17 protein-coding genes are annotated in these 21,097 nt (G+C 33.8%); 14 read left to right on the top strand and 3 right to left on the bottom strand.

Translation table 11 applies throughout. From position 1 onward, the window contains the following. The first annotated feature begins 302 nt into the window (after positions 1-302). Positions 303-974, top strand: coding sequence for a hypothetical protein (locus tag ABEG11_RS16825; RefSeq protein ID WP_348825343.1), 672 nt, complete (start codon positions 303-305; stop codon positions 972-974). A gap of 69 nt (positions 975-1,043) precedes the next feature. Here ABEG11_RS16825 and ABEG11_RS16820 read toward each other — a convergent pair whose 3' ends face one another. The 3 genes from ABEG11_RS16820 to ABEG11_RS16810 form a co-directional block, all read right to left on the bottom strand. Further along, a complete protein-coding gene (locus tag ABEG11_RS16820) occupies positions 1,044-2,618 on the bottom strand; it encodes a DNA methyltransferase (RefSeq protein WP_348825342.1) in 1,575 nt (524 codons plus the stop codon). 251 nt (positions 2,619-2,869) lie between these two features. Then, positions 2,870-3,091, bottom strand: a complete 222-nt coding sequence (locus tag ABEG11_RS16815) for a hypothetical protein (RefSeq protein WP_348825341.1) — start codon at positions 3,089-3,091, stop codon at positions 2,870-2,872. Further along, entirely contained in the window at positions 3,066-3,341 is a 276-nt protein-coding gene (locus tag ABEG11_RS16810) for a hypothetical protein (RefSeq protein WP_348825340.1), read from the bottom strand. Before ABEG11_RS16810 ends, ABEG11_RS16815 begins: the two co-directional genes overlap by 26 nt. 361 nt (positions 3,342-3,702) lie before the next feature. Between ABEG11_RS16810 and guaA the strand changes: the two genes are divergently transcribed. From guaA to pafA, 13 genes are all read left to right on the top strand, one after another. Continuing rightward, the gene (gene guaA, locus ABEG11_RS16805; RefSeq protein WP_348825339.1) at positions 3,703-5,232 is read left to right on the top strand and encodes a glutamine-hydrolyzing GMP synthase; all 1,530 of its coding nucleotides are present in this window, start codon (positions 3,703-3,705) and stop codon (positions 5,230-5,232) included. A gap of 62 nt (positions 5,233-5,294) precedes the next feature. Continuing rightward, positions 5,295-7,172, top strand: a complete 1,878-nt coding sequence (locus ABEG11_RS16800; protein WP_348825338.1) for a lytic transglycosylase — start codon at positions 5,295-5,297, stop codon at positions 7,170-7,172. A 90-nt stretch (positions 7,173-7,262) separates the two neighbouring features. Continuing rightward, complete coding sequence (locus tag ABEG11_RS16795; RefSeq protein ID WP_348825337.1) at positions 7,263-9,221, top strand: LysM peptidoglycan-binding domain-containing protein; 1,959 nt, start codon at positions 7,263-7,265, stop codon at positions 9,219-9,221. Between the two features lie 93 nt (positions 9,222-9,314). Next, a complete protein-coding gene (locus ABEG11_RS16790) occupies positions 9,315-9,716 on the top strand; it encodes an OsmC family protein (RefSeq protein ID WP_348825336.1) in 402 nt (133 codons plus the stop codon). Between the two features lie 65 nt (positions 9,717-9,781). Next, complete coding sequence (locus ABEG11_RS16785; protein ID WP_194639588.1) at positions 9,782-10,012, top strand: DUF3820 family protein; 231 nt, start codon at positions 9,782-9,784, stop codon at positions 10,010-10,012. A gap of 167 nt (positions 10,013-10,179) precedes the next feature. Then, the gene (gene pyrG / locus ABEG11_RS16780) at positions 10,180-11,793 is read left to right on the top strand and encodes a CTP synthase (RefSeq protein ID WP_348825335.1); all 1,614 of its coding nucleotides are present in this window, start codon (positions 10,180-10,182) and stop codon (positions 11,791-11,793) included. A 124-nt stretch (positions 11,794-11,917) separates the two neighbouring features. Beyond that, entirely contained in the window at positions 11,918-13,810 is a 1,893-nt protein-coding gene (gene yidC / locus ABEG11_RS16775) for a membrane protein insertase YidC (RefSeq protein ID WP_348825334.1), read from the top strand. A 176-nt stretch (positions 13,811-13,986) separates the two neighbouring features. Next, positions 13,987-14,703: a toxin-antitoxin system YwqK family antitoxin gene (locus tag ABEG11_RS16770; RefSeq protein ID WP_348825333.1), complete on the top strand. Its 717-nt coding sequence runs from the start codon at positions 13,987-13,989 to the stop codon at positions 14,701-14,703. 195 nt (positions 14,704-14,898) lie between these two features. Continuing rightward, the gene (mnmA, locus tag ABEG11_RS16765) at positions 14,899-16,086 is read left to right on the top strand and encodes a tRNA 2-thiouridine(34) synthase MnmA (protein WP_348825332.1); all 1,188 of its coding nucleotides are present in this window, start codon (positions 14,899-14,901) and stop codon (positions 16,084-16,086) included. A 27-nt stretch (positions 16,087-16,113) separates the two neighbouring features. Next, entirely contained in the window at positions 16,114-17,727 is a 1,614-nt protein-coding gene (locus tag ABEG11_RS16760) for a S8 family serine peptidase (protein WP_348825331.1), read from the top strand. A gap of 12 nt (positions 17,728-17,739) precedes the next feature. Next, on the top strand, positions 17,740-18,684 hold the full coding sequence (locus ABEG11_RS16755) for an NAD(P)H-dependent flavin oxidoreductase (RefSeq protein WP_348825330.1): 945 nt from the start codon (positions 17,740-17,742) through the stop codon (positions 18,682-18,684). A gap of 36 nt (positions 18,685-18,720) precedes the next feature. Continuing rightward, complete coding sequence (locus ABEG11_RS16750; protein WP_348825329.1) at positions 18,721-19,134, top strand: hypothetical protein; 414 nt, start codon at positions 18,721-18,723, stop codon at positions 19,132-19,134. A 278-nt stretch (positions 19,135-19,412) separates the two neighbouring features. Continuing rightward, the gene (gene pafA / locus ABEG11_RS16745; protein WP_348825328.1) at positions 19,413-21,029 is read left to right on the top strand and encodes an alkaline phosphatase PafA; all 1,617 of its coding nucleotides are present in this window, start codon (positions 19,413-19,415) and stop codon (positions 21,027-21,029) included. Positions 21,030-21,097: the final 68 nt, after the last annotated feature.

Genomic DNA, 21,097 nt, shown 5'->3' with positions numbered 1-21,097 from the left:
AATTTTGCGCACTTGTTTCATAAGTTAAAAGTAAGATTTATTCTTAACTTTTTGTGCTCGCTAAGTTAGCATGTCCACTCATCCTTTTTAAATATTTCATAATCTTACTAGAAGTTTAACTCACACTTCTTATTTACAACCTTTATTGTTTTATGTATTCAAGAAACGTAATTATAAAAAAGAACTTTTCACAAAAGAAGAGGTTAAAACCTACTTAAAAAAATCACTCTTACTTATATGGATTTGACTAATTTATATAGATTTACATTAAATTAATTTTTTTTTAATAAATGGTTGTTTATATGAAAATTTTTGTAGGATTAAGTAAAAGTGATTATTTTTCATACCATAATAATAGAAGAGGAATATTTAAAATAGGACGTATTTTAGGTATAAATAATGATAATTATGATACAATCGTTCCTGTTTTTAATAGTTACGATTGTATAAAAGAAGTTTATGGTTGTTATTTTTTAATTATAGAAAACTTCAATAGTTGTTTAGAATATTTTGGTAAAAAAATATATAGTGATAGAAGGATTAGGAATGATTTTAATTATGATTATAGGGTGACCACTTCAATTAAATCATTCAATAATATTAAATATGTACAATATAATGGTTTACATAAAAAATTAGAAGAATCTTTTGTGTTGTACTTTCTTACATTGGAGGATGATATTAAAAATTTTGTTGTTGAAGTTATACATAAATCGAAAGAAATAGAAATTATTTTGAAATTTGAATATATAAATACGTTAAAATTTAATTCTTTCACTTCATCTTTTGAACAACCTACTAATAAATTTAAACTTGATAGGAGTGAATTAAACGAACATTTTCTAGTTCGATTTGAACATATTAAAAATCAATATGATTTAGATTATACAATTATTGATTATCAATATGACATCTTTTCACCAAGATATAATAAAATCGTTTTAATATCAAAATACCCTAAATCTAACAGATAACTTATTTTGTAAAATCTTTTGTGATAATGAAGTTTTAATTAAGTTAATAGTTTTTTCTCAATCTGATTTTTATTTTTCCTTTTTTTTAATCTCACTTACTACCTCGTTAAGAACTACTAAACTTAAATCATAATTATCTTTATTTAATTCGTACCCAATATACTTTCTTCCCAATAGTAATGCCGTTTTACCCGTTGTTGCTGATCCCGAAAATGGGTCTAAAACAATATCTCCAATATTAGAAGTTGTTAGTATGGGAAGTAAGGGTAAATACTCCGGCATCAATGCAGGATGATCTTTAGTTGGGTCTATTCTTTGTAATTCAACTTGACGATTAGCGGCATTTGGCCCCGTAATAACATCTCCAATTTGATGTTCTTCAATAAAATCTTTGAACTTTTGAACCCCTCTAGCTAGGGTATATCCCGATTCAGTTTTTTCAGAAGAAGTAGTTTTTCTACCTGCTGGGGATGTAACGATCTTGATTTCTTCGTCTGTTTTAATTGAAAACTCATTATAGGTGTAGTTATCAATATCTTTTACTAGATGAAATACCTTCTCATAAGTTGGTTGTAATCTTTTGCTGTTTGGTAGAGGGATTGGATTGGTTTTTCTCCAAATAATTTCATTCACAATAAACCAACCTTCTTTATCACACATTTCTAAAAGTAATCGTGTCGGAATTAGGAGATTCTCACCTTTACTATATGTTTCACCAATATTTAAAAAGAATGAACCCTCTTTTTTCAATACTCTTTTGACATCTTTAAAATGTTTGGCTAGATTTTTAACGAATTGTTGAGGTGTTGATTCGTGTCCCAATTCATTTGTATCCTCAGTACTATTGCCGTAATATCTTAAATTAAAATAAGGGGGACTGGTAAATACAACTTGGACAGAATTACTTTTTACCTCATCCATTTTTTCAGATGATTTATTGTAAATACTATAATCATCATTTGCAATAGGTCTTAAAGATTGTTTTTGTAATTTTTCTTGAACTTTTCTATCATCTATGATAGTTTTCATCATAGTATGAGCTCGATTAGCTGTTAGGTCACCTTTTATAACCTTTTCTAAAAGCCCAATATTTTTATTTTCCTCAGTTTCTTTTTCAAAGGCAACGACATCCATAATACGGCGCAAGCTTGATGCTGATATATCACCAATTACTTTGGCCGCAATATCAAATCTATCCTTACCAACCGTTCCATAACTATTTGGCTTATCTCCAATTAAATCCTTTCTTTTTCCTTGATTAACTCCAAGAGTTCCTAGAATACTTTCGGCCTCTCTTATTATTTCACCAGTAGTTTTTTTTCTTTGTTGATTATGGAAAACAATTTTATCACCTTCATTTTTGGTGGTATCTGTTCGTATTGCTTTTATATACTTTTTACCAAGAAACATAAATGCTCTATATCTTCTATTACCTGATATGATGAAGTTTTCTTCATTTATTACAATAGGTTCTAACTGTCCTACCGCTTCAATGGTTTTAGCAAGAACCTTTATATCTTTACTGTTCTTTTTATATTCATAAATTGATAATGATGTTGGATGAGGTTTAATTTCTGAAAGTTCAATTTCAAAAACTTCCATCGTTTCCATTTGTTCCTCTTCTTCAAAAACTTGACTTTGCATTTAATTTGACTTTAAAGTTATCAAAAAAATAACTTTCTGTCAGATGAAAGAAAGTTATACTCTTTGAAACAAATATAAATAATAAGTGAATCCATTCTCTTGAATTCATTAGATTTTAATCAAGTTTTAAAATTTTAACCTGTAATTCTAGTATCCTATTTTTCAATCTTAATTTCTCCTTTTTTTTAAAGTCTTTCTCAATAAGTAATTTATCATTATTGATTTTAATATTGGCCTGGCATTTTTTGATTTTATTCCAGTCTGTCATTTGTCTTATTTAATTTTTCAATAAGGATGATTTCCATTAATTTAAACAATGTTGTTTCAGGATATAAATACAAATTCTTGTATTTAACAATTTCGGTTTGTTGTTTTTTTATTTCCCTTTGAACTTTGGAACGTGGAACTCTTAGAATTTGTTTGATGGTTTCTATGTCATATAGTATTTTATCGTCTTTTATAAATTTTATCATTTTTTATTCTCCAATATTTTTTTTCTAAAGATCTATACTCTTTTATGAGGTCATCAATATTCTCATCGTCTTGGTCTTCATCTTTTTCATCTTGAACCTCATCATCACTATTTATGATTTTATCAAATTCATCAGATATATTTTCTTTTGGTTCTATTGTCTCTTCGTCTGGGAGTTCTTGAATTTCTTTGTTGTATTTCTCAACAATAAACTTGATAAAGTTGGTGTGTAAGTGTGTTTTCTTTTTCATAATATAATCTCTTTTTTTCTTAGAATTAAAACAAATTGTTTCAATCCATTTATTATATATTCAAGAATTTGGAATAGTTTTTTTTAAGATGGATTTTTTATAGGGGTAGTAAATTCATTAGTAAGTGAAATTGCGGACAGGTATGATTAATTGTATTAGCATGTATATACATTTCTTAGGTATTGGTTCAATATTTTAAAACGATTGACTTTAACTACTCTTCTGTTCTTTTTTACTACCTTTGCAACGTTTAAAATAAAAAAAGTAGATAATAAAGTTTCCCACTTTTTATCCCACTTTAAAAGAAGTTAATTTTAAATGTTTAAAAATCAATAAATTACAAATAACTATACTTTTGCGCATGCAACACAACGTACTTATTTTAGATTTCGGATCGCAATACACACAGCTTATTGCGCGTAGAGTTCGCGAATTAAATATATTCTGCGAAATTTTTCCTTTCAATCATTTTCCAGATGATTTATCAAGTTATAAAGCCGTAATTCTTGGAGGAAGCCCTTTTTCTGTTAGAGGAGAAGATGCACCACATCCAGATTTATCACAAATCAGAGGTAAGCTTCCTATGCTTGCCGTTTGTTACGGAGCACAATATCTAGCCCATTTCAGTGGTGGAGAAGTTGCTGCTTCTAATACAAGAGAATACGGAAGGGCGAATTTGTCTTATATTAAAGAAGGAGAAACTTTCTTCGATGGCGTTTCAGAAAACAGCCAGGTATGGATGAGCCACAGTGACAGTATTAAAGCCCTGCCGGTTAATGGAGTAAAATTGGCGAGTACTCACGATGTGGAATTTGCTGCTTACAAAATTGAAGGGGAAACTACTTATGCTATTCAGTACCATCCAGAGGTTTTTCACTCTACTGACGGATCAAAAATGTTAGAAAATTTCCTGGTGAAAATTGCTGAAGTTCCTCAAAACTTCACTCCAAATGCTTTTGTTGAAGAAATCGTAGCGGAAATGAAAGAGAAAATCGGAGACGACAAAGTTGTTCTTGGACTTTCAGGAGGTGTAGATTCAACAGTAGCTGCCGTTTTATTGAACAAAGCTATAGGGAAAAACCTGTATTGTATTTTTGTTAATAATGGACTGCTTCGTAAAAATGAATTCGAAAGTGTTTTAAATCAATACGAAGGAATGGGGCTGAACGTGAAAGGAGTAGATGCTTCACAGCGTTTTTATGATGCCTTGGCAGGAGTTACAGATCCTGAATTAAAAAGAAAAGCAATTGGTAATGCTTTTATCGAAGTTTTCGATGATGAGTCACACAAAATTGAAGATGTTACCTGGTTAGCCCAAGGAACGATATATCCTGATGTAATCGAATCGGTTTCGGTAAAAGGGCCATCGGCAACTATCAAATCGCACCATAATGTAGGCGGTCTGCCTGATTATATGAAACTGAAGATTGTTGAGCCTTTGCGTATGCTTTTCAAAGATGAGGTCCGCAGAGTAGGAGCAACTTTAGGAATTGATCCAGAATTATTAGGAAGACATCCTTTCCCAGGACCAGGATTATCTATTCGTATTTTAGGAGATATCACATTAGAAAAAGTACAAATTTTACAAGATGTTGATAAAGTGTTTATCGACGGATTAAAATCTTGGGGTCTGTATGATAAAGTATGGCAGGCTGGTGCTATTTTGCTTCCTGTAAACAGTGTAGGTGTAATGGGCGATGAGCGTACTTATGAAAAAGTAGTTGCTCTTCGTGCGGTAGAATCTACAGACGGAATGACTGCAGACTGGGTACATTTGCCATATGAATTCTTAATGAAAGTTTCCAATGATATTATCAATAAAGTAAAAGGTGTGAATCGTGTCGTTTATGATATTAGTTCAAAACCGCCTGCAACAATTGAGTGGGAATAGTAATTTTTTTAACATTAAGTCGTTACATTTGTAACGACTTAATTGTTTAAACCTACTTATTTATGAAAGAATTTTCAAGATTTTTATTGTTTGTTGCTTTTGTATCAAATGTCTCTTTTGGACAGCAATCAGCAACTAAGCATACAGTATTAAAAGGCGAAACAATCCCCCAGATCGCTCAAAATTACAAAACTACACCTTCTGAAATTTACAAGTTAAATCCAGAAGCCCAGAATGGAATTTCAGAAAATCAAGTCCTTTCGATTCCAGAATTACTTCCACAAAATCAAATTACTCATACAGTTGCTCCAAAGGAAACATTGTTTGGTCTGGCATCTAAGTATAATGTTACGGTAGAAGCTATTCAAAATACAAACCCGGCAGTTTTGACTAATGGATTGCAGGTCGGTCAGGAGCTGATTATACCGCAAGAATTAAAATCAGGAACAGTTTCGTCCAAAAATACCCATTTAGTGCAGCCAAAAGAATCATTGTTCAGCATTGCACGGCTTTATAATGTATCGGTTGAAGATTTAGATAAGGCGAATACCGCTCTTTTGAAAAATGGACTGCAGATTGGACAGGAAATTACCATTCCAAATAAAAAGAAAACACTTGACGGGAGAGTGAGAGTTATCAATGCCGAAACTGTTTTTTATGTGGTAAAACCAAAAGAAACTAAATATTCGATTGCTAAGCAATTTGGGATTACCGTGCAGCAATTGGAATCTCAAAATCCCGAAATTGTTAATGGTTTGACTGAAGGAAATAAGTTGGCAATTAACGTTAAGGAAGTGAAACCTTCCAATGAAAATGAAGAACTGATGCTTGCTTTGGCAGAAAAGCAAGTGGTGGTTGAGAAATCTAAAGCGAAGGAAAAAGAAATTAACAGCCTAAAAGATAAACTAGAACTGCAGCAGGAAATCAATCAAAGAGTAGTTAAGGTTAATGGTCTTTTGATAGATTTGAAGGAAATTGATAATACAAAGGAAAGTTCTGCTGAAAAATTGAAATTTGTTTTAGAAGCTAATAAAAATATACAGGAAATTCTTTTGGTAAAACTGGACTCGTTGGTTAATACGATGAGTAAAGATTTGACGGCACTAAAAAAGACAGAACTGGTAGACCTTGATGAATCAGTCCGCTTGCAAAAAATATCAAATGAAAATATCCAGAAAACAAATGAATTGTCACAGCAGCTAAAAAAACAGCTGGCTGATAATAGAAAAGTATATACAAATCTGATGGACAAAGCAGAGCGCATTGCTGTTGAAGAAAATCAGGCTTACAAAAAAAGCATCAGAGAAAACAGTAAATCACAGCCAGCAGAACCAAAAACAGTAAAATTAACTCCAGCTGAGTTAAAAACGATGGAAATGCAGCAGCGTGTTCGTGATCTAAATAATATCAAGCTGATTACAAAACTGGATTCGCTTAATAATGAAAGTAAATCTGAACTTAGATTACATATAAATAAAGCCGATTTTTACAGCAAGCAGGCTAGAGCATTTGATGATAATCTAGCTAAACTAAAAAATCAGAGCTATCAAAATAAGGCTTCAGAAGCTCAAGCAAAAACTAAACCAGCTGCAGTTTCAAAACCTTTGTCTCTGGAACAGATAAAAAAAGAATTGGCAAAACAGCCAGCTAAAGTCAAAACTATCAAAATTGAGAAAGTTGAAGGTGTGAAAGATTTAAAAACTGGGTATTATATAGTTCTAGGCAGTTATAAAGATGCGAAGGAAAGAGATATTTTTATCAAGAAATTATCAGATGCTGGCGCTTTGGAAAGCAATTTCTTCTATAATATAAATGTGATTTCCTATTATGTGTATTCAAAAATAGTAACAACACAAGAGGAAGCGCAATACGAATGTATTCAAAAACAGGGTAAACCGCTTTTTGAAAAAATGTTTATAGCAAATGTAGTTTCTGAGTAACTCAATAAAAGAATAAATTAACAATCTGTAGAGAAAATATCTGTTATAAAGACTGTATTTTTACTAAAATTATAACTTGACCTTATTAATATGAACTATTTTTTTGTAACAATTTTCACGATGTTTTTTTCGCTGACTTCAGTTTTGGCGCAAGAAAAGATTGATAAATATATCGTTGGCAAGGGGGAAACAGTAAATCAAATTGCTCAAAAATTTAATGTTACTCCTTACGATATTTATAAACTCAATCCCGATGCTCAAAAAGAATTGAAACCCAATAGTGTTCTGCTGATTCCAAAAAGTAAAGGAAAGATGGCAGCTGCTGAAACAAAGACAGCAGCTCCTATGGTTAAACAGCAGCTAAAAACGCATTTGGTATTGGCAAAAGAAACGTTATTCAGTATCGAAAAAAAATACGATGTAACCGACGCTGATTTGAAAAAAGCAAATCCAGACCTTGAAAAACTAGGCTTGCAAGTAGGCCAGGTTTTGACTATTCCTCTTAAAAATGCTCCAAAAACCAGTACAGTGACTAAAACAGCAGTTGTTTATCATACGGTTCTGGCAAAGGAAACCAAGTATTCTATTGCCAAGCTTTATAATATAACTGTAGCCGAATTGGAACAGAAGAATCCTGAAATTATACCAAATCTGACCGTAGGATATGAGCTGTTGATAAAAGGAACCAGACCAAAAGCAGTTGTGAAAACCACTGCAGAAACGAAAGCTGTGCCTGTAAAGCCAACAGCTGTAAAATCAGTAACAGCAGCTGAACCTGTAAGTTATATTGATTACACAGTAAAAGCCAAAGAAACTTTTTATAGCTTGTCCAAACAATTTGGCTTGACCCAGCAGCAGTTAATTGATTTAAATCCTAACTTATCAGCTGGTGTTCAAGACGGAATGGTTTTGAAAGTGCCATCAAAATCAAATCAGATTGCGTCTAATACTATAAAGCAAAAAGTTGCCTTGACCAAGAAAAACAGTAATGACAAAAAGACTTTGGCGTTGTTATTGCCTTTCAATATTGCCAAAAATGGTGATACCATCAGTGCCAATGTCAGCCGCTTGAATAATGATAAATTTCTGAATATGACTTTGGATTTTTATGCAGGAGCTTTGGTAGCAATAGATTCAGCAAAGCAGTTAGGTGTTAATCTGGATGTGAAGATTTTTGATTCGAACGAAGCAAAAACGACTTCAAACGTGGCTGCGATTTACAGTAATAATGATTTGGCCAGTGCCGATGCTGTTGTTGGGCCATTTTATCAGACTAATGTAGAAAAAATGGCCAATCTGCTAGGTCAAAGCAATGTGCCGGTTATTTCGCCACTGTCAAAAGATGCAGGAAATCCAACACCAAATCTATATCAGTCAATTGTTCCAGCTACTGATTTGAAAACGGCAATGTTCGATTTTTTAAAAGCAAAGCAAGGCAATACAATAGCTGTGATTGACAAGAAAAGAGAAACCATCAGAAAATACATTTTAGAGAATCAAAAAGAAGTGAAAATTGCGCCATTAACGCCAACCGGAGGTTTAAATGTAGAAGGTTTCAAAAGCCAGCTGGTAAAAGACAGAATGAATTATGTTATTCTCGAAACTGCCAATACCGGAATGATTAAATATACAATAAATGCAATGGTCAGTGTAATGGCTGGTTATCAAGTACAGCTGGTGATTCTTGAGCCAAATGAAACTTTGGATACCGATGAAATAAGTTTTGAAAATTTAACCAAACTGCATTTGATGTATCCTTCGGCAACCCGCGAGAACAATTCTCCTGAGGCTCAGATCTTCATGCAGAGTTATCGAAAAAAGAATAAAGTCAACCCGAGTACTTTTGCAATCCGTGGTTTCGATATCACTTTTGATACGATGATGCGTCTGGCTCAGGACAAAACCTATCAGGAAACTGCAGAAACAATGATAACCGAACAAGTTGAAAACAAATTCGAATATCATAAAAAAGAAGAAGGCGGTTATGTCAATAAAGGAGTTTACATTCTCTATTACGACACGGATTTGACAGTAAAAGAAGCGAAATAGAAAGCAAGTGCAGATTGCAGTTCGGTTTGCAGAGATTATTTTTTGTTTTCTGTTAACTGACAAACCAAAACCATCAACCAACAATTAAAAAAAATGACTTCAAAAGTAACTTATTTAGGAGATTTAAGAACTTCCTCAATACACATACAATCAGGAACAGAAGTACTTTCTGATGCTCCAGTGGATAATAATGGAAAAGGAGAAGCTTTCTCTCCAACTGATTCAGTTGCCAATGCTTTGGCGACCTGCATGATGACGATTATGGGAATCAAAGCAAGGGATCTGAATATTGATTTTAAAGGTTCTACAGCGGCTGTTACCAAAATCATGAACGCCGAACCAAGACGTATTGGTGCCATCGAAATTATTTTTGAAATGCAGGGTGTTTCGGAGCAAAAAGACAAAACAATTCTGGAAAGAGCTGCAATGACCTGTCCGGTTTTCCTGAGTTTGAATACTGAGATTAAAAAAGATGTTAGTTTTATCTGGAAATAAAAAGGATACAATAATAATTTTCAATGAAAGAAGCGCTGTATTTGTGCTTCTTTTTACGTTTAAAAATGGACGAAAACCAAAAACAGCTTATTAAACTAGCACATACAAAAATGCCTTTCGGTAAATACGAGGGCTGGTTTCTTATCGATATTCCTGAATATTATATTGTGTGGTACAGCAATAAAGGTTTTCCAAAAGGAGAACTGGGTGAACAATTGAAATTAGTTCACGAATTAAAACTCAACGGACTCGAAGAACTGATTCGGAATATAAAAAAGAAGTACCCAAAACCTTAATTGGAATGTTAATTTATTGAAATTTTGATAGTTAAAACCAAGTTACTTGCTAATTAGCTAATAATCCTTTTAGTCTAAAAATCTAATAATCTAACGCTCTAGTATTCCAATTAAATTTGTACTTTTGCCACGTTTTTTACACAACTGCAATACAAACAACAACTAGAATGAATCAAACGAAATATATTTTTGTTACTGGTGGTGTGACTTCTTCTTTAGGAAAAGGAATTATAGCGGCATCTTTAGCAAAATTGTTACAGGCAAGAGGATATAGGACAACTATTCAAAAATTTGATCCCTATTTAAATGTTGATCCAGGAACCCTGAATCCCTACGAACATGGCGAATGCTATGTAACAGATGATGGTGCCGAAACAGATTTGGATTTAGGTCACTACGAACGTTTCCTCAATGTACCGACTTCTCAAGCCAACAATGTAACTACTGGAAGAATTTATCTTTCGGTAATAGAAAAAGAACGCCGAGGAGAATTTCTAGGGAAAACAGTTCAGGTTGTACCTCATATCACCAATGAAATTAAGGATAGAATGCAATTGCTGGGTAATTCTGGTGATTACGATATTATTATTACTGAGATTGGAGGTACTGTCGGAGATATTGAATCATTGCCTTATATTGAGTCAGTTCGTCAATTGGTTTGGGATTTAGGTGAAAATAATGCTATCGTAATTCATTTGACTTTAGTGCCATATTTGGCAGCAGCGGGCGAATTAAAAACTAAGCCGACACAGCATTCTGTCAAAACTTTGATGGAAAGCGGTATCAAGGCCGATATCTTGGTTTGCAGGACAGAGCATGAAATTTCAGATGAAATCCGTAATAAACTGGCATTATTCTGTAATGTTAAAAGAGAAGCTGTTATTCAATCTATTGATGCATCTACTATTTATGAAGTGCCTAATTTAATGCTGCAAGAAGGACTGGATATTGTTGCTTTGAAAAAATTAGATTTGCCTAAAAAAGCAGCTCCGGATTTAAAACATTGGAATACTTTCTTGCGCAGATTGAAATTGCCTAAGCATACCGTAAACATCGGTTTGATCGGAAAATATGTCGAAATGCAGGATTGCTACAAATCGATTCTGGAAGCATTTATACACGCAGGTGCCGCTAATGAAACGAAAGTAAACGTTATTTCAATACATTCAGAATTTATTGATTCTGAAAATATAACAGAAAAATTACAAGATCTTGATGCTATTCTTGTAGCTCCAGGTTTTGGTGAAAGAGGAATAGAAGGAAAAATAGAAACTATCCGTTATGCCCGTGAAAACAAGGTGCCATTTTTTGGAATCTGTTTAGGAATGCAGATGGCGATTATCGAATATTCCAGAACTATTTTGGGGCTGGCAGATGCCAATTCTACAGAGATGAATGACAAAACCAAAAACCCTGTGGTGAATTTGATGGAAGATCAAAAAAATGTCACAGACAAAGGTGGTACCATGCGTCTTGGAGCTTGGAAATGCGATATTAAACCGGACTCATTAGCTCATAAAATTTACGGAAAAACTTCAATATCGGAGCGTCACCGTCATCGTTATGAATATAATAGTCAATACGTTGGCCAATTGCAAAATGCTGGGTTAATTTCTTCTGGGGTAAATCCTGATACAGGCCTTGTAGAGATTGTGGAGTTAGAAGATCATCCTTTCTTTATCGGGGTCCAGTATCATCCAGAATATAAAAGTACGGTAGCAAATCCACACCCGCTTTTTGTGAGTTTTGTTGCAGCAGCAGTAAAAGGGAAAAAGAAGTAGGATATATAATTTAGGTTTTTAGAAAAGATATTGTCAAAATGTAACATTGGATGTGGATTGATGACTAACACAATCAGTTTCTAATAAATTTAAATTAGAAAGACGAAAAACAACAAAAAATAAAATGGAAGAAAAAAAATTAGACCTTAACTCGATTATAGGTATGTTATTAATCGTTGGTATATTCTTTTGGATGATGTACCAGAACAAACCTTCAGAGGCACAGCTTGCTGCAGAAAAGGCTAAAAAAGAACTGGTTGAAAAAGAAGCTCAGGCCAAGGCTGCTTCAGCCAAAGAAATTACTGCTCCAGCTGCAGTGACTGCTGGAGATTCTACACAATTAGCTCAATTGCAAAAAACATTAGGAGGATTTGCTTATTCGGCAACCTTGCCTTCTGCTAAAAATGATATTACAACAATCCAGAATGATTATGTACTATTAAAGATTGCTAACAAAGGAGGCTATATCGTTGAAGCTACCTTGAAAAATTTTCAAAAATTTGAAAAAAATTCCGGACAATTGGTTTCTTTGATAAAAAACAATAATGCCAATTTGAATCTTCAATTGCAAACTAGCGACAGCAGAGTTTTGAATACAAAAGATTTGTATTTTGAGCCTACATTATCTAAATCAGGTGCGGATCAAGTGCTTTCGATGAAATTGAAAGCTGGTGCTAATGAATTTTTGGAATACAAATATATTTTGAAGCCAAACAATTATATGGTTGGCTTTGATGTACGTTCCCAAGGTCTTAGTAAAGTTTTGAACACGGCAAAGCCAATGGATCTGCAATGGACTTTAAAATCCTATAGAAGTGAAAAAAGTATTGCTTATGAAAATCGATATACCGAAGTTCGTTATCAATACGAAGATGGTAAGCATAATTATGTAAATGACGGAAAAGACAAAGAAGAAAATCCTGAAAAAGTAGATTATATTGCATTTAAACAGCATTTTTTCACGTCTATTCTGATAACGGATACTCCTTTTGAAAAAGCGCAGTTAAAATCTAATAAATTGGCTCTGGATGAAACAAAAGATACTATTTTTATAAAGGATCTTAAAGCGACAGTACCATTAGCTTTTCATAACGGCGAGCTGGATTATAAAATGAACTGGTATTTTGGCCCAACTGATTACGAGACACTAAAGTCTTATGATAAGCATTTAGAAAAAATTGTTCCATTAGGCTGGGGGATTTTTGGATGGATAAATAAATTTATTTTCATCCCATTATTCGGATTTTTAAGTGGAGGTATTTCTTATGGTATTGCTATCATTATCTTTACAATTATAATTAAAATAGCAATGTCGCCTATTACTTATAAGTCATTCCTGTCCCAGGCAAAGATGAAAGTATTGAGACCGGATATTACTGAATTGGGCGAAAAGTATAAAAAGGATCCAATGAAAAAACAGCAGGAAACTATGAAGCTGTACAGTAAAGCAGGAGTGAATCCTATGGCAGGCTGTATACCAGCTTTGATTCAGATTCCATTCATGTATGCATCGTTTCAGTTTTTCCCATCAGCTTTTGAATTGAGACAAAAAAGTTTCCTTTGGGCAGATGATTTATCTTCATTTGACTCTGTTTATAAATTGCCGTTCCATATTCCTTTATATGGCGACCATATTAGCTTGTTTCCAATTTTAGCAGCCATTGCAATTTTCTTTTATATGAAAATGACTTCTGGCGATCAGCAGATGGCAGCGCCTCAGCAGGAAGGAATGCCAGATATGGCAAAAATGATGAAATACATGATTTATATTTCGCCAATCATGATGTTGATTTTCTTCAATAGTTATGGTGCTGGATTGAGTCTGTATAACTTCATTTCGAATCTGATTACAATCGGAATTATGTTTGTTATTAAAAATTACATCGTAGATTCAGATAAAATTCATGCTCAGATTCAGGAAAATAAATTGAAAGAGCCCAAAAAGCCAGGTAAGTTCCAGCAGCGTTTGCAGGAAGCTATGGAGCAGGCTGAAGCTCAGAAAGCAAAAAAGAAATAATATTCAATAAATATTGCCAAAGCTCCTTATAAAATGGGAGCTTTTTTGTTTTTAATAAAGAGTAATAATATTGGATTCCGCTGTTTTTTATACTTTTATATGATAAAAAGAGTTTATAGTAATTGAGAATTTTAAAAGCAATATCATTATTGTTTAGATAATTTAATTTGAAATATATGTTAGTTATTTTTAGAATTTTAGTTGTTTTTTTATGCTGTCAGGTTATGTTTTCTCAAACAGATAACAATCCAGTTGATGACAAAGGAAAAAAACATGGAGTTTGGAAAGGTTTTTATAAAGATTCTGGCAGGCCTAGATATGAGGGGACTTTTGAACACGGAAAGGAAGTGGGTGTGTTTAATTTTTTTGATGATACTAAAGCTAAATCTGTCATAGCTACACGGACATTCAATCCAAATGATAATTCATGTTACACTGTTTTTTATGATCAGAATAAAAATGTAGTAAGTGAGGGCAAAGAAATTAATAAATTGCGTGAAGGACCATGGAAATATTATCATAAAGCTTCGAAATCTATAATGACTTTAGAAAATTATAAAGGCGGAAAACTTGACGGAACCAAAACCGTTTATTATCCTAGCGGTAAAATTGTTGATGAAACTTTTTATAAAAACGGTCTTAAAGAAGGTGCATATAAAAAATATTCAGAAAGCGGTGTTGTTATGGAAAGCTGTTTTTTTAAAAACGGTGAATATGAGGGCGAAGCCGTTTACAAAGATCCAAATGATCTTGTAGTGGCAAAAGGAATGTTCAAGAATGGCAAGAAAGTAGGAATCTGGCAGTTTTTTGTTAATGGAAAACTGACCAGTGAGGAAAATATGAACAAGCCTAAAAAACCGCAATTAAAAAGAGATAACGTTAAAGCAAAATAATCAGTTTAGATTATTGCCGTATTGTTTTCATCAATTTACAATTAAAAATAGCTCGAGTTATATTTGTACTTTTGCAAAAGCTTAAATTTTATAAGTTCAGATTTTTAAATTAAACAAACATTATTTTTAGTTAGCATAATTTTAAATAATGTGAATTAGTTCCAATTGTGATTGGAAATTAATAGTATTCAATATATGAAACGTGTAGTTGTAGGTCTTTCAGGTGGTGTAGATTCAAGTGTTGCTGCTTATTTGCTGCAGCAGCAGGGATATGAGGTAATAGGGCTTTTTATGAAAAATTGGCATGATGATTCGGTGACTATTTCGAATGAATGTCCTTGGCTGGAAGATAGCAATGATGCTTTGCTTGTAGCCGAAAAATTGGGAATACCTTTCCAGACGGTGGATTTGAGTGAACAATATAAGGAAAAAATCGTCGATTACATGTTCAATGAATATGAAAAAGGCAGGACTCCAAATCCAGATGTACTTTGCAATCGTGAAATAAAATTTGATGTTTTCATGAAAATTGCCTTAAGTCTTGGTGCTGATTATGTAGCTACAGGTCATTATTGCCGAAAAGGCGAAGTGGAAGTGAATGGAGAAAAAGTATATCAGCTTCTTGCCGGTGTTGATAACAACAAGGATCAGTCCTATTTTTTATGTCAATTGTCGCAAGAGCAATTGTCAAAAGCACTGTTTCCAATCGGTGAATTGACCAAACCCGAAGTACGGGAAATCGCTGCAGAAATGGAATTGGTTACTGCCGAAAAGAAAGACTCTCAAGGGTTATGTTTTATTGGCAAAGTGCGCCTGCCGGAATTTTTACAGCAGAAATTACAGCCTAAAGAAGGGATAATTATACAGATTGATAAAAATGATCCTGTGTACTCTAATAATTCTCATGATGAGTTATCTACGGAAAATGAATTATATCTTGCTTCTAAAAAACTGCCATATACGACAAAAATGGGCAAAATAATGGGCAAACATCAAGGTGCTCACTATTTTACTGTCGGTCAAAGAAAAGGTTTAAATGTAGGAGGGACAACAGATCCTTTGTTTGTTATAGCTACCGATGTGGAAACCAATACAATCTATACTGGGTTATCCAGCACACATCCAGGTTTATTCAAGAAGGCTTTGTTTATTGATAAATCAGAGGTACATTGGATTCGTAAGGATCTGGCACTGGCTGAAGGTCAAACGATGGAAGTAATGGCACGTATTCGCTACAGACAGCCTTTGCAGAAAGCGGTCTTGCATCAGTTTAAAAATGGAATGTATATTTCATTCGAAGAACCTCAATCCGCCATTACAGAAGGGCAATTTGCTGCGTGGTATTTAAATGATGAATTAATTGGATCTGGTGTTATTTCTTAAAAAATAATTTTTAATCAGCGGATAAGCATGAAGAAAATTGTATGTTATATTTTGTTTTTTTCATGTTTTTCTGGTATTGCACAGGAAGAGGCTTGGGTATATTTTAATAGTAAAAATAATTCTCAATCATATTTTGATAATCCTTTACTAATGCTTTCTCAAAAAGCTATCGACAGGAGAATCAAACAGAACATTGCTTTAGACTCTAAGGACATTCCTATCGATATAAGTTATATCAATCAAATACAATCGGTTTCTGGTATTACTGTCAGGGCAAAGTCTAAATGGCTTAATGCCTTGCATGTTACAGGTACACAAGGGGCTATTAATTCCTTAAAATTTTTTGCATTTGTTGCTAAGATTGATTTTGCGGATAAATCTCTAAATTCGCTATCAAGGAGTGTATCTGCAAATAAAGTAAAATCGTTTAGTAAAGTTTTGGAAACCAAAGCAGATTTTGCTTATGGCAGTTCCGCAAACCAAATCCAGATGCTGAATGGTGACAATCTGCATCAGCAGAATTATACTGGTTCAGGAAAAATAATAGCAATTATGGATGCTGGATTTCCTGGGGTCAATACAGCTCAGCCTTTTCAGAGATTGAGAGATAATGATCAAATTTTAGGAGGCTATGATTTTGTTGGCAGGAGCACTGATTTTTATACAGGTGATTCCCATGGAACTATGGTTTTGTCGAGTATGGGAGGTTATAAAGAAAACTCGCTTATTGGAACTGCTCCAGATGCTTCATATTATTTATTCAGGACAGAAAATGCTTCAAGTGAAAACCCCGTAGAGGAGTCTTATTGGGTGGAGGCAGCAGAGAAAGCAGATAGCCTGGGTGTAGACATAATCAATACATCTTTAGGGTATTTTGAGTTTGATAAAGCGGCTTACAATCATACTTATTCGCAGATGGATGGCAAAACAGCATTTATTACCAGAGGAGCCGAAATTGCTTTTTCGAGAGGAATAATCGTTGTTGTTTCTGCAGGAAATGAAGGAGGAAGTGCTGATCCTCATATAGGTGCGCCAGCTGATGGTATTTCTGTTCTTACTGTAGGAGCTGTAAATGCAGTTAAAAGCAGAGCTGCTTTCAGTTCCATTGGCTCAGCCTTCGATGGAAGAATAAAACCTGATGTTATGGCACAAGGGGAAGCAGTTGTTTTATCTGATGAAACAGGAGCTATTGTTACTGCTAATGGAACTTCTTTTTCCAGTCCAATCACTGCTGGAATGGTGGCGTGTCTGTGGCAGGCTTTTCCAGATAAAACGAATAAAGAAATTAGAAATTTGATTATAAACTCGGCAGATAGATATACTTCACCCGATAATCAATACGGTTATGGAGTTCCAGATTTCAGTTTGGCTCTGTCTGACGGATTAGGAGTTTATGATCCTTCTAAAAAAGCAGTTTTTTTATATCCCAATCCAGTCAGTGATTTAAGTGCTGTTTCTTTTTCGGGTAATTTTAATACAGGAATTTTCAGTGTTTATTCTGTACTTGGCCAAAAATTACTCGAACTGGCAATCACTAAAGAACAACCTTCGATTTCATTAAAATCATTGCAGTCCGGAGTTTATATTTATACTATAAATCGGGACGGAAATATATCTTCTGGAAAACTAATCAAACAATAATTTTCTTTTTATATGAACAAAGTTACGGGGCTTTTCAATATTAAATATCCAATTATTCAAGGAGGGATGATTTGGGCTAGTGGTTATAAATTAGCAAGTGCGGTAAGTAATGCAGGAGGTTTGGGGCTTATTGGTGCTGGTTCGATGTACCCGGAGATTTTGAGAGAGCATATTCAGAAATGTAAAAAAGCCACCACTGAACCTTTTGGAGTAAATGTACCGCTGTTATACCCGAATATTGATGAGATTATGAAAATTATTGTTGATGAAGAGGTTAAAATTGTTTTTACATCAGCAGGAAATCCCAAAACATGGACTTCTTTTTTGAAAGAAAAAGGAATAACTGTTGTTCATGTTGTAAGCAGTTCAGTTTTTGCTTTAAAAGCTCAGAGTGCCGGTGTTGATGCCGTTGTTGCTGAAGGTTTTGAAGCTGGAGGGCATAATGGGCGTGAAGAGACTACTACATTAACTTTGATCCCAATGGTGAAAGAGAAGATATCTATTCCGTTGATTGCTGCCGGAGGTGTTGCAACAGGACGTGGAATGCTTGCAGCAATGGCTCTTGGTGCCGATGGAGTGCAAGTAGGCAGCCGTTTTGCAGCTTCATTCGAATCTTCGTCGCATGAAAATTTTAAGCAGGCCATAATAGATTTGGGAGAGGGTGGGACTCAGTTAACCTTAAAGGAGCTGGCTCCTGTCCGCTTGATTAAAAATAAATTTTATCAAGATGTAGAACAATTGTATTCCAACTGTCCAAGTAAAGAAGAATTAACAGCTTTGCTAGGAAGAGCGAGAGCCAAAAAAGGAATGTTTGAAGGAGATTTGGATGAAGGTGAATTAGAAATTGGGCAAATTGCAGGGCTAATAAAAGAGATACTTCCAGTAAAAGAAATAGTTGAAACAATGATTGCTGAATTTGAGAAAGCTAAACAGGAAGTAGCTCTATTTAATTTTTAAAAGTCTTACATTTGCTTTTCTACAAATTTTTAGATAATGAATAAGTTAAAAAAAATCCTTTTATTGCTGTTTCTTTTTTTAGGGTTTAATCAAGGATTCAGTCAAGTGTATAAATTCAAGACCACTGGCTTAAGTGTTGCTGTTAAAGGTGCAAATGGCAAATATGGAGATTGGAGCGAATTAAAATTGGTTAATATTTTAATTAATTTAGATACCAATAAAAATAGAATTGTAATTTATTCTGAAGCCATTCAGCTGTTTGAAATTGTTGAATATCTTCATGCCGAGGAAAGCGAGACGGATCTCATTTATCCTTTTGTCTGTAAAGATAATAATGGAGAAGACTGTACGCTTTCATTTATCACCCGAAAAAATCAGGAGAATAGAAAGCAGCTGTATATCAAATATGATGACCGGGTTTTAGTGTATAATGTTGTCAATTTTGAGTAATATACGGTTTCTGCTTAAACATCGTTTTGTTAATTGCTGTGAGCGTGAGGGATAGAAATAAGCTGCCGAAGCAGCATGGATAGCCCGACCGCAATATAAAAAGGGGCATTTCTAGACAATTCTATGAAAAGCCCCTTTTTATATTGTGGTCACGCCCAAAGGATTTTGATGATTCAGCACGTTTCGTTTAATATTGGGTTAAGTTATTATGTAAATTGTTATTAATAGACTTTTTTTCCGAGATAAAGTGTATTTTTGTTTACCATTTAAAATTTATTATGAGAAAAATTATTTTGCTTTTAGTTTGTGTTTTTGCTGTTCAAAGTCAAGCACAGCAGCGTCCTAAATTGGTCGTTGGTATTGTTGTCGATCAAATGAAAATGGAGTATTTGTATCGGTATTCTGATGATTTCTCAGATAAGGGTTTTAAGCGATTAATGAATAATGGCTTTACCTTTCATAACATGAACTATAATTATATGCCAACTTATACGGCTCCTGGACATGCTTCGATTTATACGGGTACAACTCCAGCAGTCCATGGAATTATTGGCAATGATTGGTACATTCGATCGGCTGGTAAAAATATGTATTGTACAGATGACGCTAGTGTGAAAACTTTGGTAGAAGGTACAGAAAAAGAAGGAGCAATGTCTCCGAAAAACCTTTTGAGTACTACGATTACCGATGAATTGAAAATGGCAACAAACTTTAGCGGTAAAGTAATTGGCCTGAGCATTAAGGATCGCGGAGCTATTTTGCCAGCGGGACATTTTGCTGATTGGGCTTTTTGGTGCACTAAATCTGGAGCATTTACTTCGAGTAGTTTTTATGGAGATAAATTACCTGATTGGGTTACCCAATTCAATAGTGAAAAGAATTACATGAAGTATATTGATAAAGGCTGGAGTTTGTTAAAGCCTGTAACTGTCTATAATGAAAGTATAGCTGATAATAATGATTATGAGGGAAGATTGGATAAAAGCATGCCTCCTGTATTTCCTTATAATTTGAGTAAAATATACAAAGAATCTGGAATGGAAGTCTTGAAGACAACTCCATTTGGAAATGATTTTTTGGCTGAATTGGCTATGAGAGCAATAGATAAGGAACAATTAGGGAAAGGAAACAGTACTGATTTCTTGGCAGTAAGTTTCTCATCAACTGATTATGTAGGGCATACTTTTGGTCCGAGATCTATGGAAGTTCAGGATACTTATTTACGTCTGGATCTTACTATTGCTGCATTTCTGGATTACTTGGATACAGCTGTAGGTAAAGGGAATTATTTGCTTTTCCTCACTGCAGATCATGCAGTTGCCGAAAACCCTATCTATTTGAAAGATCATAAATATGATGTGACCAATGTGACTTCGAAAGAAACATATAATGATTTGAGTAAATTTTCTACAGATACATTTGGAGCAAATTTAGTATCGAGTTATTCTAATTTCAATATTTATCTGAACAAAGCATTAATAAAGGAAAAAGGCTTGGATCTGGCTAATGTAAAGCAAAGTTTCAAGGAATTTTTAATGACTAAAGTGCATGTTAAAAGAGTTTACACTCAAGAAGAAATTTTGGGAGCTACCGGTCAGGATTATTATTTGAATTTTATTTTTAAAGGATATGATCCTAAGCAAAATGGAGACCTTGTGGTTCTTCAGGGTACAGGATATGTAGAAAGTATTGAAACAGGTACTACGCACGGAACTCCTAACAACTATGATACTAATGTTCCATTGCTTTTTTATGGATGGAATGTTTCTAAAGGTGAATCAGTAAAAAAGGAATACATAACAGAGATTGCACCAACACTTTCCAAAATGTTGAAAATTACCACTCCAAATGGTTCGGAATCGGAGGTTTTAGAAGATTTGTTTGTGAAAAAATAAATCAGTTTATACAGTATAGGAATCCCATTCGTAACAACGGATGGGATTTTTTAGTTTTATAATCCTTT

The organism is Flavobacterium aestuarii, assembly GCF_040049115.1.
GTDB lineage: Bacteria > Bacteroidota > Bacteroidia > Flavobacteriales > Flavobacteriaceae > Flavobacterium > Flavobacterium aestuarii.
This window is presented reverse-complemented; position numbering and strand designations above follow the sequence as displayed.